Annotated in this window: 17 protein-coding genes; 10 read left to right on the top strand and 7 right to left on the bottom strand. The window is 66.2% G+C overall.

Annotated elements, in window-relative coordinates; all coding sequences use genetic code 11:
* The first annotated feature begins 16 nt into the window (after window positions 1-16).
* Window positions 17-1,138: an alpha/beta hydrolase gene (locus tag AAHB17_RS14085; RefSeq protein WP_342131256.1), complete on the top strand. Its 1,122-nt coding sequence runs from the start codon at window positions 17-19 to the stop codon at window positions 1,136-1,138.
* Between the two features lie 669 nt (window positions 1,139-1,807).
* Window positions 1,808-2,524, top strand: coding sequence for a Crp/Fnr family transcriptional regulator (locus AAHB17_RS14080; protein WP_342131255.1), 717 nt, complete (start codon window positions 1,808-1,810; stop codon window positions 2,522-2,524).
* Between the two features lie 34 nt (window positions 2,525-2,558).
* Here AAHB17_RS14080 and AAHB17_RS14075 read toward each other — a convergent pair whose 3' ends face one another.
* From AAHB17_RS14075 to AAHB17_RS14065, 3 genes are read right to left on the bottom strand one after another with little or no spacing between them, the layout of a single operon-like run.
* Window positions 2,559-3,995, bottom strand: coding sequence for an aminotransferase-like domain-containing protein (locus tag AAHB17_RS14075; protein WP_342131254.1), 1,437 nt, complete (start codon window positions 3,993-3,995; stop codon window positions 2,559-2,561).
* 59 nt (window positions 3,996-4,054) lie between these two features.
* A complete protein-coding gene (locus tag AAHB17_RS14070) occupies window positions 4,055-4,723 on the bottom strand; it encodes an LrgB family protein (RefSeq protein ID WP_342131275.1) in 669 nt (222 codons plus the stop codon).
* Window positions 4,723-5,106 (bottom strand): CidA/LrgA family protein, encoded by a 384-nt coding sequence (locus AAHB17_RS14065; protein ID WP_342131253.1) that lies wholly within the window; start codon window positions 5,104-5,106, stop codon window positions 4,723-4,725. Before AAHB17_RS14065 ends, AAHB17_RS14070 begins: the two co-directional genes overlap by 1 nt.
* A gap of 168 nt (window positions 5,107-5,274) precedes the next feature.
* Here AAHB17_RS14065 and AAHB17_RS14060 point away from each other — a divergent pair, with 168 nt between their 5' ends.
* Together AAHB17_RS14060 and ccoG are read left to right on the top strand one after the other, a co-directional pair.
* Window positions 5,275-5,922, top strand: coding sequence for an acyl-CoA dehydrogenase family protein (locus AAHB17_RS14060; RefSeq protein ID WP_342131252.1), 648 nt, complete (start codon window positions 5,275-5,277; stop codon window positions 5,920-5,922).
* A gap of 17 nt (window positions 5,923-5,939) precedes the next feature.
* Window positions 5,940-7,358 carry a cytochrome c oxidase accessory protein CcoG gene (gene ccoG / locus AAHB17_RS14055; RefSeq protein WP_342131251.1) on the top strand — a complete coding sequence of 473 codons (1,419 nt, stop codon included), beginning with the start codon at window positions 5,940-5,942 and terminating at the stop codon, window positions 7,356-7,358.
* A 32-nt stretch (window positions 7,359-7,390) separates the two neighbouring features.
* On the opposite strand, the gene AAHB17_RS14050 is transcribed toward ccoG, so the two are convergent.
* A complete protein-coding gene (locus tag AAHB17_RS14050) occupies window positions 7,391-9,130 on the bottom strand; it encodes a tannase/feruloyl esterase family alpha/beta hydrolase (protein WP_342131250.1) in 1,740 nt (579 codons plus the stop codon).
* Window positions 9,131-9,281: 151 nt separating this feature from the next.
* Between AAHB17_RS14050 and AAHB17_RS14045 the strand changes: the two genes are divergently transcribed.
* From AAHB17_RS14045 to AAHB17_RS14020, 6 genes are read left to right on the top strand one after another with little or no spacing between them, the layout of a single operon-like run.
* A complete protein-coding gene (locus tag AAHB17_RS14045; RefSeq protein ID WP_342131249.1) occupies window positions 9,282-9,491 on the top strand; it encodes a hypothetical protein in 210 nt (69 codons plus the stop codon).
* A gap of 42 nt (window positions 9,492-9,533) precedes the next feature.
* Window positions 9,534-10,271, top strand: a complete 738-nt coding sequence (locus tag AAHB17_RS14040) for an energy-coupling factor ABC transporter ATP-binding protein (RefSeq protein ID WP_342131248.1) — start codon at window positions 9,534-9,536, stop codon at window positions 10,269-10,271.
* A gap of 6 nt (window positions 10,272-10,277) precedes the next feature.
* The gene (locus AAHB17_RS14035) at window positions 10,278-10,871 is read left to right on the top strand and encodes an energy-coupling factor transporter transmembrane protein EcfT (RefSeq protein ID WP_342131247.1); all 594 of its coding nucleotides are present in this window, start codon (window positions 10,278-10,280) and stop codon (window positions 10,869-10,871) included.
* Window positions 10,872-10,926: 55 nt separating this feature from the next.
* Window positions 10,927-11,499 (top strand): biotin transporter BioY, encoded by a 573-nt coding sequence (locus tag AAHB17_RS14030; RefSeq protein WP_342131246.1) that lies wholly within the window; start codon window positions 10,927-10,929, stop codon window positions 11,497-11,499.
* On the top strand, window positions 11,496-12,929 hold the full coding sequence (locus tag AAHB17_RS14025; RefSeq protein ID WP_342131245.1) for an AMP-binding protein: 1,434 nt from the start codon (window positions 11,496-11,498) through the stop codon (window positions 12,927-12,929). Before AAHB17_RS14030 ends, AAHB17_RS14025 begins: the two co-directional genes overlap by 4 nt.
* Entirely contained in the window at window positions 12,908-14,095 is a 1,188-nt protein-coding gene (locus AAHB17_RS14020) for a thiolase family protein (protein WP_342131244.1), read from the top strand. The genes AAHB17_RS14025 and AAHB17_RS14020 overlap by 22 nt, the downstream gene beginning before the upstream one ends.
* A 5-nt stretch (window positions 14,096-14,100) precedes the next feature.
* Here the strand turns inward: AAHB17_RS14020 and AAHB17_RS14015 are convergent, their stop codons facing one another.
* The 3 genes from AAHB17_RS14015 to AAHB17_RS14005 all read right to left on the bottom strand — a co-directional run bounded on the left by AAHB17_RS14015 (window position 14,101) and on the right by AAHB17_RS14005 (window position 16,231).
* Window positions 14,101-14,778: a nitroreductase gene (locus AAHB17_RS14015; protein WP_342131243.1), complete on the bottom strand. Its 678-nt coding sequence runs from the start codon at window positions 14,776-14,778 to the stop codon at window positions 14,101-14,103.
* Between the two features lie 62 nt (window positions 14,779-14,840).
* Window positions 14,841-15,074: a hypothetical protein gene (locus AAHB17_RS14010; protein WP_342131242.1), complete on the bottom strand. Its 234-nt coding sequence runs from the start codon at window positions 15,072-15,074 to the stop codon at window positions 14,841-14,843.
* A gap of 101 nt (window positions 15,075-15,175) precedes the next feature.
* Window positions 15,176-16,231, bottom strand: coding sequence for a sensor domain-containing diguanylate cyclase (locus tag AAHB17_RS14005; RefSeq protein WP_342131241.1), 1,056 nt, complete (start codon window positions 16,229-16,231; stop codon window positions 15,176-15,178).
* Window positions 16,232-16,235: the final 4 nt, after the last annotated feature.

The raw sequence follows: 16,235 nt of genomic DNA, 5'->3' as shown, positions 1-16,235 counted from the left end.
AACCGCCGAATTGAACATGACGACATCCTCCCTTTTCACCGCTTCACCCCGCCTGTCCACCTATTCCGGCCATCGCGTTGCGACCACGCACATGGAGTCCGCTGCCGACGCGCAACCCGCCCAAACCATCAGTCTGCCCCAACCACCGGCCGCCGCCCCAGGCGCGCTCGGGACCAGAGAAGTGAGTGCCTCGGTACGCAAGGCGGCCACGGGTGCAAGTTGCAAAGCCTATCGATTCCGTGTTGCAACAACGGCGACACCCAGTGGGACCATGGAGCTGTTTGCGGAGATGGCCACCCAGCATGAAATTCATGAGGATTCGACACTGATCTTGCTGATGGCGGGCGGTTCGAACAATGGCACGTACTGGGATTGGCCCTTGGATCCAGCGCGGCATTCCTTCGTCAAACATGCCACCGGGGCAGGTTTCGTGACCCTCAACCTAGACCGACCCGGCTATGGCAAGAGCGATCGGCCCGACCCGACGCTGATGGACTTCCGATGCCAGGCCGATGCGATCAGGCAGGTAGTGGTGCAACTCAAGAGCGGTGCCATTGGACACAAGTTCAAACGGGTCATTGTCAATGGACATTCCATGGGCGGCATGGTGGCCTGGCACACGGCCGTTCACCCTACGCCGATTGATGCGGTGATCGTGAGCGGCGTTGGCCACGGTCTCAGCGACATGGCAATGGACGCCGTCCGACACGCCCTGCAGCCTGTTGAAGAGCATCCCAGCTTCGGCTTGGGCAGCGGTCTCGAACCGGGCTATTTCATCAAACGTCTTTCTCCCGATGTGCCCACCAGTGCTCACGACCTGTACACCACGCTGTTTCAAGACACGGTGATGTTGGCCGAGCTGCAAGCGATCAAGCCGGACTCGGAGAACCTTGCCATCACGCGAGGGATCCGCGTGCCGGTCTTGTTTGCGTTGGGGCGTCGCGACCTGCGCTGGTGCACCACAACGGGCGACTGCGCCACGGATCCCGTCTATGTCGATGAGCCCGAGAACTACACAGAAGGCACGGATGTCAGTGCCTTCATCGTGCCGGAGGCGGGTCACCTCATCAACAAGGACCCGGGAGCGCCTTTTTTCTTCGAAAAAGTCATTGCCTGGATGCAGCTGCGCGGCTTCTGATCCCGGCTGTGATCATGAGAATCGAGCCAGGTCTTACGTGGAAATCGACAGTATGGTGGACCCGGGGCGATGTTTGAACCATCAAAAAGGGCTTTGTGCGGACGCTGATCGAGGTCGGCGCCTTCTGCTCGTATCCACGGCACCGACTTTTCCGACGCCTCGTTCCTGCCTCTCGTCCCTGCGTGTTCGGATTGGGGGTACGCCAACATTTTGATTGAATGCGCCACGCTCCGTTCCGCAGCACCCATCCTGCAAGGTGGCACGGAAATCGACGTCGGCAATGCGGCACGCCGCGGTCCGATATGCCGCCCCGAATGGGCCGACACACTGGTCTGGTGCGTGAATCGCCCAAGCTGGATGCCATCGAAAGGGTGGTCGCCTCTAGGGTCTGTTCACCCCATTCCCTTCGGGTTGCGGCTAAAAGGGCCATGCGCCGCGTTGTGAGGCCTTGCCGAGGGGTACCACGGTGGCGTTTCGCGCCTTGCGCATGGCCTTTTTGACTCGCAACGCATCCTTGAAAAAGAGACAGCGAGCTCAGCCAGGGCAGCAACATCTGATCCGCCGCTTTTCTTGCTGATCTGACCATTGCCCATCGACAGCCCCTCGGTGACCATCGGTCGTGTTGGTCGTTCGTTCGACGGTTCCCCAAAAAACACTTCATACCGGTCCATGACCGAAGTTCTCTCCAAAGCGTCTCCCGCTCATGCGCGTGCGCACCGTGACATGGCACATCTGCGGCCAGTCGGCGTGACGATGGGCGTTGGGTTTCAGGACCACCCTGCCAGGCCACCCGCACCCCACGTCGTCCAAGTGAAAGCCGGTCAGCGGGTGTACCAGACGCACGGCCTGGCCACCTGTTGCTACATCGTGCATTCGGGCATTGTCCGGTTGGAAAAGTACAGCGCAGAGGGCGAGCGGTGTATCGCCCATCTGCTGGGACCAGGCGGTGTGTTCGGCCTGGACGCGTTGCAGCAGGTCTTTCGCGACACCGATGCCTGGGCCTGCACGGACGTGGTCATCCAAAAAATCCCCGTCCTGCGCCACCTGGGCCCATCCGCCGCCGTGGACCCCTTCCATCCCGATCTGACGCCACGGCTGCTGCGCCATTTCCATGAGGCGCTGGAATGGACAGCACAGATCACCCGTGGCACGGCGCGTCGGCGGGTGGTGTGCTTGCTGCTTCGTCTCCATGCGCTGTCCGTCACGGGTCAGGCGATCTGGCTGCCCAGCCGTCAGGAGATCGCCGACATGGTGGGCATCACGCATGTGACGGCGAGCCGCATCATCGCCCAACTGTGCCGGGAGAAGGCGGTCACGCGGGTGGGCACCCACGGCGCGATGGTCGACGACGTTCGCCTGCGTGCCGAGACCGGTGTTCCTGGTTGAATCCGGGGATTCGGCAAGTCTCAACGGCCACCGTTCAGTGGCCGGCCTGCATGTCGACCGCCATGCGCCCCAGCTGTCTCATCGCGGGGTCAAAGCGCGCGTCGCCCGGGTGTCCCACATTCAGCCGAAGGTGGTGGGTGAAGCGGTGATCGGCCGAGAACAGCACGCCGGGCGCGGTGCTGATGGAGCAGGCCCGCGCGCGGTGGTGAAGCGCCAGGGCGTCCACGGCCGGTGGCAGTTCCAGCCAGATGAAATACCCCCCTTCGGGGCGGGTGACACGCGTGCCTGCTGGAAAGTGCCGTTCGACCAGGCGCCAGGCATGCCGCTGCTGTGTGGCCAGCGCCTCGCGCAAGCGCCGCAAGTGGCGGTCGTACCCGCCTTGCGCCAGGTAGTCGACCACGGCCAGTTGTGGTGGTATGGCCGTGGCCAGCGAGGTCATCATCTTCAGCCGCTCCACCTGCGGCGCATAACGCCCCGCGGCGGCCCAACCGACACGGTAACCCGGTGCCAGGCATTTGGAGAAGGACGAGCAATGCAGCACCCCGCCCTCGCGGTCGAAGGCCTTGGCTGGGGGCGGACGCCGCACACCGGCATGCAGCTCGCCGTACACGTCGTCCTCGATCAGTGGCACCTGGTGCAGCGCCAACAGTTCCACCAGGGCCTGGCGCCGCGCCGTGGACATGAGGGCGCCCAGAGGGTTCTGGAACGTGGGCATGAACCAGCAGGCGGCCACCTTCTGCCGCGCCAGCAGTTCGCCCAAGGCGGCCAGGTCCACCCCCGTCGCAGGATCGGTGGCCACCTCCACCGCCTTCAGATGAAGCCGCTCCAGCGCCTGCAGCGCCGCGTAGAAGGTGGGCGACTCCACCACCACCACGTCGCCCGGCTGGGTCACCGCCTGAAGGCACAGGTTGAGCGCCTCCATGGCGCCGTTGGTGATGATGAGTTCGTTGTCGGCCAAGGGCACGCCCTGGAGCGCGTAGCGCCGACGCAAGGCCTGGCGCAGGCCCTCATCGCCTGCTGTCAGGGCGCCGGTGATCTGGCTGGCCTTGAGGCGGCGCATGGCACGGGCGCCGCTGCGCGCGAGCTCCTCGAAGGGAAACAGGTGGGCCGCTGGAAAGGCCGATCCCAGTGGAACGACGTCGGCGTCGCGGGTGGAGCCCAGCAGGTCGAACACCAGTTCACTGATGGCCACTGGCGTGGCCTCGCTCCGGGGTGGCGCCACCTGAGGGCCGGCACGCACCGGTCGGCGCGTGGCACGCACGAAAAACCCCGAGCGCGGACGCGCCTCGATCAAACCCAGCGACTCCAGGTGCCCGTAGGCCTGGAACACGGTGGACGGGCTCACCCCGCGCTGCTCGCAGGTGGCGCGGATGGAAGGCAAACGTTCACCCGCGCGCAACAAGCCACCACGGATCGCGTCGGCCAGTTCTTCGGCCAATTGCTGGTAACGGGTGATGCGCAAGCCACTCATCTGATCTGACCATGTCCAAGTTTCTGGACATGGTACAGCGCAGGCGGTGGGTGCCGCGCTCAAAGCCAAGGCGAGACCAAGGCCAGCACCAGCGCCGTGGCCACCCCATTCAAACCCATGGCCAGTGCCGCGAAGGCCACTCTGTCGGGATGTGTCTGCAAGATGCGTGCGACGCCGATGGCATGTGCCACCAGTCCGAGCGTGAAACTGCGCACCGCCTCGTCCTCGATCCGCAGCCCGCGCAGTACAGGCGCCGCCAGCAGGGTTCCCAGCACACCCGTGGCCACCACGGCCATCGCCGCCACCGCAGGCAGCCCGCCGGCACGTTCGGCCGCCAGCATGGCCATGGGCATGGTGGCGGCCTTGGGCGCCAGGGACACGGCGAAAGCCACTGGCGTGCCCATCATCCAACACAACATCAAGGTGCCCAGCACGGACACCAGGCACCCGACCGCGAGCGCGAGCAGCAGCGGCAGGACCAGTCGTCGCAGCAATGCGGCCTGCCGGTACAGGGGCACGGCCAGGGCGATGATGGCCGGCCCCGTCAGCCACCGCAAGGCGCGGGTCGCTTCGGCATACACGGGGTAATCGGTACCCGTTAGGGCAAGCATGACCAGCACCACGGCCGTGCCGGTGAGCACCGGCAGACACAACAGGTGATGACCGCTGCGGCGGTACAGCCACAGCGCGACCAGATAGGCCACCAGCGTGGCACCCGACCAGACCATCACCGTGACACCCGTTGGATCAGGTGCTGCAAGGTCCAGGCGGTGGCGGCCAGCGTCAATGCGGTGACCGGCACCGCCACCAACACAAACACCAGCGCGTGTTCCATCAGCAGGCCCACATACACGCCCACGGCCGCCACCGACGGAATGAGCAGCAACATCAGGTGACGCAGCAGTGGCGCACTCACATCGTCCAAGGCCTTCGGCACGCGATCAGCCAACAGCAAGCCCGCGAGCAGCGCCAGGAGCCCCACCAGGGAACCCGGAACAGGCCAGCCGAGCCAGGCCACCAGCCCATCGCCCAGCCACTGCAGGCCCATCAGCCCCGCGGTCGCCACCACGGCACGGGCCAGGCGCGGCGGATCAGAAAACAGTTTGAACATGGGAAGAGTATCCCGCGTCCCTGCGTCGCACAGCGGATCAGAAGCGGACGATTTTGCCCGCGTCAGATGCCGGAGGACGCTCCATCTGATCTGGTCATATTTCAATAAAACTGAGCATTGGCGATCAGATGGCTTCCGGACACCATACATGGCATGCCTACTGAAGCCTTGAACGCCCTCACCGTACCCAGCCACATGGTCGGTGGGTCAGCCGCGCCACGCAGCGCTTTGCAGCGGGCGGTGGACACCGGCTTGTTGCGCTGCGCTGTTCCCATCGCCCTCGGCGGTGATGGGGGGTCCTTGCTCGATCTGGCCGACCGAGTGCGGCGTTTGCGCGACGACGATCCCCAAGCGGCCCGCATGGTGGGGGCACAGCGCCTGGCCATTGAGGCGCTGGTGCATGCGCGCAACGTGGCCTTGCGCGAACTCTGGCTACCGGATCTGCTGAACGGGCAGCGCGCGGGCACGGTGGCCCTGGGGCACGCGCCGCTGTGGGGCAATGAGGGGGCACGCCGGAGTTGGTTGTTGACCGGCCAGCTGGCCGGCCTGGCCAACCTGCCCTGGGAAGGCTTTTCCCTGGTCGCGCCAGTCCGACTGGGCGACGACCCACCGGTCTGGGTGCTGCTGCGCAGCGAGGAAGACGGGCTGTCCGTCCAGACGTCTGGGGACCAGGGCTCCTTTGGAGGTCTGTCCACGGTCCACATCGACAAGGTGTTTTTTCGGGTGGACGAGTGGCTGGGTGGTCCCGAGCTGGGCGGCCATCTGGCGCCGGTGGCCGCGGCCTTGTCGGTCGGTACCTCCCACACATCCAACTGAACTGTTCCAACACCGCCATGGCTGCTTCTTCCCGCTTCATTCCCATCGTGTCCGCCACCTGCGGGCCTTCGGACAACAAGATCCAGATGCGCTCGATCTCGGGCGTGTTCACCCGCTGGCGCTGGGCCATGGTCTGGCTCACACAGGCGCTTTACTACGGCCTGCCCTGGCTGCAGATGCACGGGCGCCAGGCGGTGCTGTTCGACCTGCAGGGCAGCCGCTTCTACCTGTTGGGTGCCGTTCTCTATCCGCAAGACCTGATTTACCTGGCCGGGTTGCTGGTGCTCTGTGCCTTGTTGCTGTTTTTTGCGACCACGCTGGCCGGGCGTGTCTGGTGTGGTTTCGCCTGTCCACAAACCGTCTACACCGAGTTGTTCCAGTGGATCGAGCACCACACCGAGGGCGACCGGCAGGCGCGCCTGCGGCTTGATCAAAGCCCGTGGAACGGCCAGAAGCTGTTGCGCCGGGGCAGCAAGCACTTGGCCTGGGCCCTGCTCGCGCTGTGGACCGGCTTCACACTGGTGGGTTATTTCACTCCCATCCGTGAGCTGGCCCTGGCCATGCCCGATCGGTTGGGTCCGTGGGAAGCCTTCTGGATCGCGTTTTACGGTGCTGCCACCTACGGCAACGCCGGCTTTCTGCGCGAAAGCGTGTGCCAGCACATGTGCCCGTACGGGCGTTTCCAGGGCTCGCTGATGGACACCAACACCCTGTACGTGGCCTACGACGCCGCCCGGGGCGAACCCCGCTCGGCACGACCGCGTGGGGTCGATCCGGTGACGCGTGGCAGCGGTGCGTGCGTGGACTGCACCTTGTGTGTGCAGGTGTGCCCTGTTGGCATCGACATCCGTCAGGGCCTGCAAGCGGCCTGCATCAGCTGCGGGCTGTGCATCGACGCCTGCAACCAGGTGATGGACAAACTGCGCTCACCGCGTGGCCTCATTCGGATGGCGTCGGAGCGCGAACTTCGAGGACAAACCGACCGCAGTTCAATGTGGCGAACACACCTGGCGCGCCGACGGGTTCAGGTCTACGGTGGCCTGCTGCTGCTTGTCGCCGGGATGCTTGTTCTGAGCTTCGTGCAGCGCCCCACGCTGCGCATCAATGCGATGCGAGACCGCGCCGTGATGGCCCGGCAGGTGGACCACGGCGCCGTGGAAAACGTGTACCGCCTGCAGGTGATGAACGCGCGGGAAGACACGCGCGAACTCCGCATTGCCGTTCATGGCCTGGACGGTTTGCGCCTCGATTCACCGGCCGTGCTGCAACTGGCACCCGGCGCTGCCCACCTGCACACCGTCACGGTGCGGCTGGCTCCCGAACAAGCCCAGGCGCTTGCGGGGCAGACGTTGCCCATACGCTTCAGCGTGACCGACACGCGTGGCATCGGATCGGAACACGCCGACACCCACTCCACCTTGCTGGTGCCGCGTTGATGCCCGGACCCGGCATGCGGGCGGGCGCGTGATCAACGGCAGGTGTAGCTGGTGGCCACACCGGGTTGGGTGCCGGTCAACACCGCTTTTTTGGGATGCGAGCAGATGGGCAGGCTCAGCTGTCCCGTGGCGGCGGTGAGCTCTATGCGTTCGGGTGCGACACCTTTTTCCACCCAACTGCGCAGCGCGTTGAACATCTCGTCACGGCCGGTGGCCGGCTCGGGGAGCGGTACGGCGTTGGCGGGTGTCACGGCCCCGTTCAAACCTATCGAGGCGGTGTTGTTGAACAGTCCCGTGTGACCCAGGCCAGGTATCAGGAACAGGCGATTGAAAGCCTGAACCTTGTCCACGCCGCCCATGTGTTGGGCCAGGCGCTCAAAATAGTGGAGCGAGCCCTGCGGCATGATGAGTTGGTCCGACAGGCCGTGGTACGACAGGACCTTGACGCCCCGGTCACGCACCGGGCCGAGATCGGTCGCGTCGGTGTTGATGTCCGAGAACTGGCCCTGCATCGCCAGACCGCGGTCGTAGGCGCCCACCAAGTCTGCGTATTTCAATGCCTTCCAGCCGTCTTCGGCGTTGCCGGTGGCGTTGCTGAACATGCCCTTCTGGGCGATGCGTGGGTTTTGCAGGATCAGGGCCGTCAGCTGTGAGGCGATGGGAAACGGCGCCTGTTCGCCAGCGAGCGCGGTCAGGTCGGTGTTGCGCGTTGGCCCCCACCAGAGTTGCCCACCCTTCGTGGCCAGGCTACCGGTGCGTCCGTTGTCCTGCCCGGGATCGGGTGCGCTGCCGTCCCGTGTCATGCCGTACCAGATCTTCTTCACGACCTGCGCCTCTTTCGCACTGAGGCAGGTCGACGGTGAGCCGCTGCCCCGCACGCCATCGTCTCCCACCTCGCCGGCGCACAGCGCCTGGGCATCACGCGCGGGGTTGTAGGCACACGCCAGGGGGTCGAGCAGGAAGCCCCAGCCCGCCTGTGCCCCGCCACAGGCGCGCAGGGCCAGTGCGCTGACCGCGTGCAGCTTGGCATTGGGGATGGTGCGCCCCAGGTCCTGCTGCATGGCGACCTGCGGGTACAGCTCGGCGGTGATGAAGCGCGACCAGTTGAACGCGGGCGCCCCCGCCAGGATGCCGTCGTATTGCTCGGGGTATTTCTGCGCCAGCTTGTAGCCCTGGCGCCCGCCGGTGGAGTAGCCGTCAAAGTAGGCCCGGGTGTGCGCTTTGCCGTAGTAGGCCTGGACCACCGCCTTGGTTTTCAAGGCCTGCTCCAGCAGGCTTCGCTCGGCGAAATCACGCCAGAGCACGGTGTTCACAGAACCATCCGGGTTCATGGCAAACGACGCATTGCGACCCGAGACCGTGCCACCGTGTCCGTGGTCGGTTCCGCTGACGGCGTAGCCTTTTTGCACCGCACCCAAAAACATGGCGTTGCCACCACCGCTTTGACCCAGGCGTGTCGGATCGGCGTAGTAGCCCCCCGCCCAGCCGCCGCTGCCAAAAGCGCGAATCGTCTGGTTCCATTGCTCTCGCGCCGGCAGCCACACCTCGATACCGATGCCCGGCGAAGTGGATGGGGCGGTGGCAGGGCCGGCATGGCCAGGGCCGACCACCAGTTTCACCATGCACACATCCACCGCGGTCTTCACGTCGGGCGCGGGCGACTGGGCCAGGCGCACCACCTCGCCCGCCTTGAAGCTTTGAACAGCAATGACCTTGGTCTGGCTGTCAACGTAGAGCTGGCCGATGCCTTTCATGTCGCACGTCTGAAACATGGGTGAGACCGGCGCCTTGGACGGGCTGGTGCAGGCCGCCAGCGTGGCCATTCCGGCGACGGCGATGACGTGAACCCTGCTTGAACGAAAGACTTGATTCATGTGGCTTTCCTTGCGCTCTGATGGGTGGTGCAGGCATGCAGAATAGTGCATGCATGTCTGGCAAGCAGCGGTATTTACCCTTTCTTGTGCTGGGTTTTGTGGTCTAAGCTGCATCCTGGCTCGTTGTCTGATCGGCGATGGCGCATTGGCGGCCGCCCTGTTGGGATGGATCGCGAAGGCGAGCAGCGGGCCGCGCCATGCCGACGCAGAAGGCGCGCAGGCGGCGGGCTACACTTCGCGATTGCCCATCTCCACCTGAATCGCTCCTGGACGAGCGTCACCTTTTCGACAATGACCGCACATGCCTGGTGACCGCGCTGTTCGCTTGGAGGACGTCACGCTCGTTCGTGGACGCACCACGGTTTTTCGCGGGCTCGATCTTGAATTGAACGAAGCCCGCATCGGCCTCATCGGCGACAACGGCGCCGGCAAGAGCAGCCTCTTTCGCCTCTTGTGTGGGTTGGATGCGCCCCGGTCCGGTCGGGTGTGGATCAACGGTGCCGATGTGGGTGGCGCCGATCACCGGGCGCGTTCGGTCGGCATGATGTTCCAGAACCCGGACGAGCAGATCATTTTCCCCACGGTGGAAGAAGAGCTCGCGCTGGGGCTGGAGGTGGGTGGCTTGCAGCGGCGCCAAGCGCGCGAACAGGCGCGCGCGTGGTTACAGGCGCGTGGCCTGGGCCACTGGGCCGAGCGCGCCATCACCAGCCTCAGCCAGGGCCAGCGCCAACACGTGTGCTGGCTGGCACTGACCATCGCCGCGCCCCGGCTGTTGCTGCTGGACGAACCCTTCGCCAGCCTGGACCTACCCGGGCAGGCCTTGCTGGACCACGAGATCCGCCAGGCCAGCCAGCAGATCATCGTCTCCACCCATCTCCTGAACCATGTGCGCGGCTTCGAGCGAGTGATCTGGCTGGCCGAGGGCGCTGTCCGTGCCGATGGCCCCGGTGCCGAGATCTGCGCGGCCTACGAAGCCGACATCGTCCAACGTGTCGCGGCGCACGCCTTGCGCATCGATGCCGAGGCCAACGTGGCCTGAGCAAGCATGCAAAGCCTTTATCTGGAGCGGCGCACCTGGCTGCACACGTGGCCTGCCGGACTCAAGCTGCTGGTGCTGGCCGCCGGCGGCACGGGCCTGTTCCTGACAGAGCGGCCCATGGTGCTGCTGTTCGCCGCAGCGGTCGGCCTGGGGGTGTTTCTCTCCCTCGGCCGTCCGACGCCCGGCGTGCGGCGCCTGGTGGTGTCGGTGCTGTTTGCGGCCTCGCTGGTGGCGGGTTTTCACGCCGTCATGGGCCAGGCCATGCTGGGGCTGACCAGTGCGGCGCGGCTGCTGGCCATGGCCTGGCTGGGCGTGTCGCTCACGCTGAGCACCCGCCACACCGAACTGCTGGAAGTGTTCGAATGGCTGCTGTCGCCGCTGGCCCGCGTGGGCGTGCGCGTGGACCGGCTCAGCCTGCAACTGGCGCTCATGATGCGCTTCACGGAGCACTTTTTCCTGCAATGGAAACGCCTGGACGATGCGCACCGGGTTCGCACGGGCCGAGCCGGGGGCTTGCGCTTGCTGGCCCCACTGACCATCCAGATGTTGGTCGTGGCACGCCGTGTCGCCGATACACTCCACGTGAGGCTCGAAAAATGAGCCGATGCGTTGCATTTCGCGCAACATTCCGCACATTTTTCCGTTTCATCATTTCATGAACACTTCCTCCCGCTCCCTGGCCCTGGTGCCGCTGTTTGCCGCGCTGCTGGCCGTGTTCGGCCTGATTCCCAAGATCGATTTGCCCCTGGGTGTGCCCATCACCTTGCAGACCCTGGGCGTGATGCTGGCCGGCTGCATGCTGGGCCCCAAGCGTGGGCTGCAGGCCATGCTGCTGTTCCTCGCGGCCGTGGCTCTGGGCCTGCCCCTGCTCTCGGGTGGCCGGGGTGGCATGGGCGTTTTCTTCGCGCCGTCCAGCGGCTACCTGCTGGGCTGGCCGCTGGGTGCGGTGGTGACGGGCCTGATCATGGCCTCGCTGCCGACCGCCACACCGCGTCGCGCGGCCGTCAGCGCCTTCGTCGCGTCGGCCGTGGGTGGGCTGTTGGTGGTGCACATGTGTGGCGTCATCGGACTGGTCAACATCGCTCACCTGAGCTGGTCGCAGGCCATCGCGGGCACGCTGGTGTTCGTGCCGGGTGACCTGATCAAGTGTGTGGTCGCGGCGATGGTCGTGCACACGGTCGCCCGTGGACTGCCCGATTGGCAATTCGGCGGCCGCGCCGCGCAATGAACCCTGAGGTCTTGCCCGAGCTGGTTCACTCGCACCTGGCGCGCTGGGCCATCGAACGTGCGGACACCATCGCCGTCGACGACGGGCAGACCCGACTGAGTTTCGCCGACTTGCACGCGGCGGTGCAGCAAGTGGCCGAGACCCTGCAACGCTCGCGGGCGCCCGCCACCGTGCTGGTCGACGACAGGCTGCCGATCCAGCGCCGGGTGATCGATTTCCTGGGGGCCATCGCCAGTGGGCGTTGCGCGGCGGTCAGCGATCCGGACTGGACCGACGCCACACGCCAGGCCGTGCTGGCCTCGCTCGACACCAGCCCCGCCTCGCCCGTGCCACCTGGGCCCACGACGCCCTTCTACATTGGTTTCACCTCCGGCAGCACGGGCCTGCCCAAGGGTTTTCGCCGACACCACCGCTCCTGGACGGAGAGCTTTCGTGTCTGTGCCGACACCTTCGGGCCCGACACCTGCGCTCGCATGCTGGTGCCGGGGCGGTTTTCCCATTCGCTGTTTCTCTTCGGCGTCATGCTGGGCTTGTGGAGCGGCGCGGGCGTGGTGGTGCAAGAGCGCTTTTCTGCGCCGGGCATGATCGAGACGCTGGCGCGGGGCGACACGCCTTGCCTGGTGGCGGTGCCCAGCCAACTGCTGGTGCTGCTGGAACTGGCCGAGCGCCGCCAGCTGGCACCGATGGTGGGGGTGAAGCTGATCATGATCAGCGGTGCCCGATGGATGCGAGAGCAGACGCCCACGCTGCAGGCGCTGTTTCCCTGTGCGCAGATCATCGAGTTCTACGGCGCGTCCGAGACCAGCTTCATCACCTGGATGCACGCCGACGCGACCGTGCCGCCGCAGGTGGTGGGTGAGCCATTCGCCAACGTGGAGCTCGACATCCGCGACCCCAGCCCGGGCGACGGCACCGGGCTGATCTATGTGCGCAGCCCCATGGTGTTCATGGACTACGCTGGCGGCGGGGGCGACGCCACCGCCGCCCTGCGCGATGGCGATTGGCTGTCGGTGCGCGATGTCGGCCGGCTCGACGACCAGGGTCGCCTGCTGCTCATGGGCCGGCAGAACCGCATGATCGTCACGCAGGGCAAGAACCTGTTTCCCGAAGAGCTGGAGACCGTGCTCGCCGCGTCGCCGTGGATCGCTGTCGCCTCGGTCCATGGGCTGCCGCATCCGGTGCGTGGTCAACAGGTCGTGGCGGTGGTCCAGCCGCGCCCTGGCATGGCCCAGGTGGCGGCCTCGGTACTGACCGCCTGGTGTCGCGAACGGCTGGAAGCGTACAAGGTACCGCGGCGTTTTGTGGTTTGTGACGACTGGCCTTGGACCGCCAGCGGCAAGACGGACCACCACGCCCTGGGACAGCAACTCCTCCAAATGACCGACCTTCTCTCTGGCGAAGCAACGCAATGTCTGCGCCCTCTGCACTGATTGCCGGCTGGGCGCGCAGCGCCGTGGTCCCGCACGCCGGGGCTTTTGGCCAGCTGGCCGCGCATGAGATCGGCGCGCCGGTGTTGCAGGGCTTGCTTGAGCGAGCGGGTCTACCAGCTGCGGCGGTGGATGCCTTGGTGGTCGGCAACGCGCTCGGTGCCGGCGGCAACCCCGCCCGCATGCTGGCCCTGGCCGCTGGGCTGCCCGAGGCATGCGCCACCTACTCGGTGGACACCCAGTGTTGTGCCGGCCTGGACGCGGTGACCCTGGCGGTCGGACTGCTGGCCTCGGGTCAGGCGTCGGTGGTGGTGGCCGGCGGGGTCGAGGCCTGGAGCCGCGCGCCCATCCGCCAGCACCGGCCGCGCCATCCGGGCGAGGCGGCGATCGCTTACGAACGACCGGCCTTCGCCCCCGACCCCAAGCGCGACCCCGACATGCTGGTGTCCGCGGCCCGGTATGCCCTGCAGGCCGCGTGGACACGCGACCAGCAAGACCGCTACACCGTGCAAAGCCACGCGCTCGCTCGCGCCCATATGGCCAACGCGGCAAGTGAAATCGTGCCGGTCGTCGGGGTGACACATGACCTCGGCCCGCGTTCCTTGGACCTGGCCCGCGTGGCGCGCATGCCCGCCGCCGTCAAGGCCCGGGACCTGGGTGGCGAGTGGGCGGCGATGCAGGCCCGCCATCCGGACCGCAGCGTGGGCCCACTGGGCATTTCCGGCAAGGCCGACGGCGCCGCTTGGGTGCTGCTGGCGAGCGCCGACGCCTGTGACCGCCTGGGCCTGAAACCCCAAGCTCGGTGGTTGACCAGCGCATCGGTGGGGACCGCGCCCGAAACACCGCTGCTGGCGGCCGAGGTCGCGGCCCGCGCGGCCATGGCCCGGTCAGGCCTGGGCGATGCCGGGACCTTCGCCGCGGTCGAGTTGCACGATGCCTTTGCCGTTCAGGGGCTGAGCTTTCTCCACGCCTTGTCGCTCGATCCCCAACGTGTCAACCGGCGCGGGGGAGGACTGGCACGTGGCCACCCCATCGGTGCTTCGGCCGCGGTGGCGCTGGTGCGTCTGCTGGCCGACCTGGTGCTGGACGGCGTGGCGGGCGATCTGGGCATGACGGCGGTGGCGGGTGCCGGTGGCATCGGTGCCGCCGCCATCGTCCAGCGGCTCTGAGGCTGTCACCCCACGGTGTGGAAGTACTCGTCCAGCTTGCAGCGGGTGGTGCGGGTCTGGTTCACGGGGGCGTCGGGATCGGCATGGCCGATGGCCATGCCGCAGACGATGTTGACGCGCTCGTCCAGGGCCAGGTGCCGGCGGATGAGCTTGGGGAAGGAGGCCATCGCGCCGATGGCGCAACTGGACAGGCCACACGACTGTGCGGCCAGCATGAGCCCATAGATGGACATGCCCAGGTCCATGTAGCCACCGCTGCCAAAGTCGCGGTCGATGGTGACGATCAGGGCCACGGGCGCGTCGAAGAAGCGGAAGTTGCATTCGAACTGTCCGTCACGCCCGGCGCGGTCGTCGCGGGCGATGCCCAGCGAGGCGTAAAGCGCCTGCGCCGAGGCGATCTGGCGGCGCCTGAGCGTCATGGGCATGGGTTGGGGAAAGTAGTCGTAGTCCTCCCCTTCGTGTCCACCCTCGCGCCAGGTCTGCACCAGTTCGTCGCACAGGCGCTGGCGCACGCCCCCCTGCACGGCGATGAAGCTGCCGGGCTGAAGGTTGGCGCCACTGGGGGCCAGGCGGGCGGTGGCGACCAGATGCCGCAGCAGTTCGTCAGGGACCGGGGTCGGAAGAAAGGCCCGGGTCGAACGGCGCTCGGCCGCCAGCAGGGCGTGTGGATCGGTGGCGGTCAAGGCGGTAAAGGGGGGATGCCGTGTCGCAGGGGCATCGCCAGCGGCAGGCTTGTGATGGAAGTTCAGGCGAGTTTTTCGCCCCGCAGGATGTCTTCAACGGTCAAGCCGTACAGCGCCATGCGTTCCTTGATTTCCGCGATGGCCGCCAACTTCTCGGCTTCGACATCGCGTTCGGCGTTCGCGAAAAAGGCGCTTGCCCGGCTGATGAGGTCTTTGTAGCGCTGGTCATCCAGCGGATCCTTACGGAACGGCGTCTGGGGCGCTTTGGAAGTGGCGCGTGGGGGGGTATATCTCATGGTGCTTTGGGGCGGGTAAGGCAAGCAACGCTTGGACGCCTCGGGCGGACACGCCTCTCGCTGGAAATCGACCCGGCGCTTGGTCGGCCATCGGGCCTATTTTAGATGCCCTTGACCACCGCGAATCCGTCCGCTGCCGCGTGCGTGCTGGAGACGGCTTTGCGAGCCCGTTTGACCTCGTACATGGCCGCATCTGCCAGCTTGAGCGCTTGAGTGGCGTCCAGCATGTTGGATTCCCCTGAGATGACGCCAATGCTTGCACCCGGATACGCCAGTTTGATGCCCTCCAACTGGTATGAACCCACTGTCGCCTGAAACAGCCGGGTCTGGAGCGTGAGCTTCGCCGCCGGCAACAGCGCCGCGTTGTCAGGGCCTGGACCGATCACCACGAATTCGTCACCCCCCAGCCGGGCGGCCAGGTCTTCGGTCCGAAGGGCCGAGCGCAGGCGTTCGGCGAATTCGGTCAAAAAGGCGTCGCCAATGTCATGGCCGTGGGTGTCATTGATGGCTTTGAAGCCATCCAGGTCGATGAACGCGATCAGCACCGAGGTGCCACGCCGTGCGCCCTGGGCCAGCAAACGGGTCAGCGCCTGGTGCAAGGCGCGGCGGTTGGGCAATTCGGTCAGAGGATCCGTGGTCGCATAGGTGGCGAGACGCTCGTTGGCCTGGACCAGCTTCTGGAGGAGCAGCTCACGCTCGACGTGTTGCCCGATCAAGGTCGCGAACAAGGCCAATACCCGCTGGGCCTGGGGGTCCAGCGAATGGCGCTCGGCGCTCGCGGCACACAAGGTGCCATACAGCTCGCCATCCTCCATGCGCACCGGGGTGCTCAGGTAGGTCTGGATGCCCAAGGCCCGCGCCGCTTCCGAATCGCCCCAGCAGCTGCCCACGTCGTCGGTGAAGGGCTGGTTGGCGTCCAGGGCGCGCTTGCAGAGGGTGTCGGCCCAGGGCACGGACAGCCCTTCCGGGATCTGGAGCTGGTGGGTATTTCGGGCGTAGAGGATCCGTTGCACCCCCTGGTCCAGGTCGATGACGGTCAGGTAGGTCGACTCCAGCCCGGTCACCGACTCGAGCATTTCCAGGAGTGGCCGTGTCAAGTCCTCCACCGTCTTGGCTGACGTGACGGAGGTGGACAAACGCTCAAGCAGTGGATCCATGGGC

Source organism: Hydrogenophaga sp. OTU3427, assembly GCF_038440225.1.
In the GTDB taxonomy this organism is placed as follows: Bacteria; Pseudomonadota; Gammaproteobacteria; order Burkholderiales; family Burkholderiaceae_C; genus Hydrogenophaga.
This window is presented reverse-complemented; position numbering and strand designations above follow the sequence as displayed.

Coding starts and splice junctions, on each gene's coding strand:
- AAHB17_RS14040 (WP_342131248.1), top strand. CDS start 9,534: ATGCCTGGTGACCGCGCTGTTCGCTTGGAGGACGTCACGCTCGTTCGT.
- ccoG (WP_342131251.1), top strand. CDS start 5,940: ATGGCTGCTTCTTCCCGCTTCATTCCCATCGTGTCCGCCACCTGCGGG.
- AAHB17_RS14070 (WP_342131275.1), bottom strand. CDS start 4,723: ATGGTCTGGTCGGGTGCCACGCTGGTGGCCTATCTGGTCGCGCTGTGG.
- AAHB17_RS14075 (WP_342131254.1), bottom strand. CDS start 3,995: ATGAGTGGCTTGCGCATCACCCGTTACCAGCAATTGGCCGAAGAACTG.
- AAHB17_RS14020 (WP_342131244.1), top strand. CDS start 12,908: ATGTCTGCGCCCTCTGCACTGATTGCCGGCTGGGCGCGCAGCGCCGTG.
- AAHB17_RS14050 (WP_342131250.1), bottom strand. CDS start 9,130: ATGTTTCAGACGTGCGACATGAAAGGCATCGGCCAGCTCTACGTTGAC.
- AAHB17_RS14035 (WP_342131247.1), top strand. CDS start 10,278: ATGCAAAGCCTTTATCTGGAGCGGCGCACCTGGCTGCACACGTGGCCT.
- AAHB17_RS14030 (WP_342131246.1), top strand. CDS start 10,927: ATGAACACTTCCTCCCGCTCCCTGGCCCTGGTGCCGCTGTTTGCCGCG.
- AAHB17_RS14010 (WP_342131242.1), bottom strand. CDS start 15,074: ATGAGATATACCCCCCCACGCGCCACTTCCAAAGCGCCCCAGACGCCG.
- AAHB17_RS14080 (WP_342131255.1), top strand. CDS start 1,808: ATGACCGAAGTTCTCTCCAAAGCGTCTCCCGCTCATGCGCGTGCGCAC.
- AAHB17_RS14045 (WP_342131249.1), top strand. CDS start 9,282: ATGCATGTCTGGCAAGCAGCGGTATTTACCCTTTCTTGTGCTGGGTTT.
- AAHB17_RS14065 (WP_342131253.1), bottom strand. CDS start 5,106: ATGTTCAAACTGTTTTCTGATCCGCCGCGCCTGGCCCGTGCCGTGGTG.
- AAHB17_RS14005 (WP_342131241.1), bottom strand. CDS start 16,231: ATGGATCCACTGCTTGAGCGTTTGTCCACCTCCGTCACGTCAGCCAAG.
- AAHB17_RS14085 (WP_342131256.1), top strand. CDS start 17: ATGACGACATCCTCCCTTTTCACCGCTTCACCCCGCCTGTCCACCTAT.
- AAHB17_RS14025 (WP_342131245.1), top strand. CDS start 11,496: ATGAACCCTGAGGTCTTGCCCGAGCTGGTTCACTCGCACCTGGCGCGC.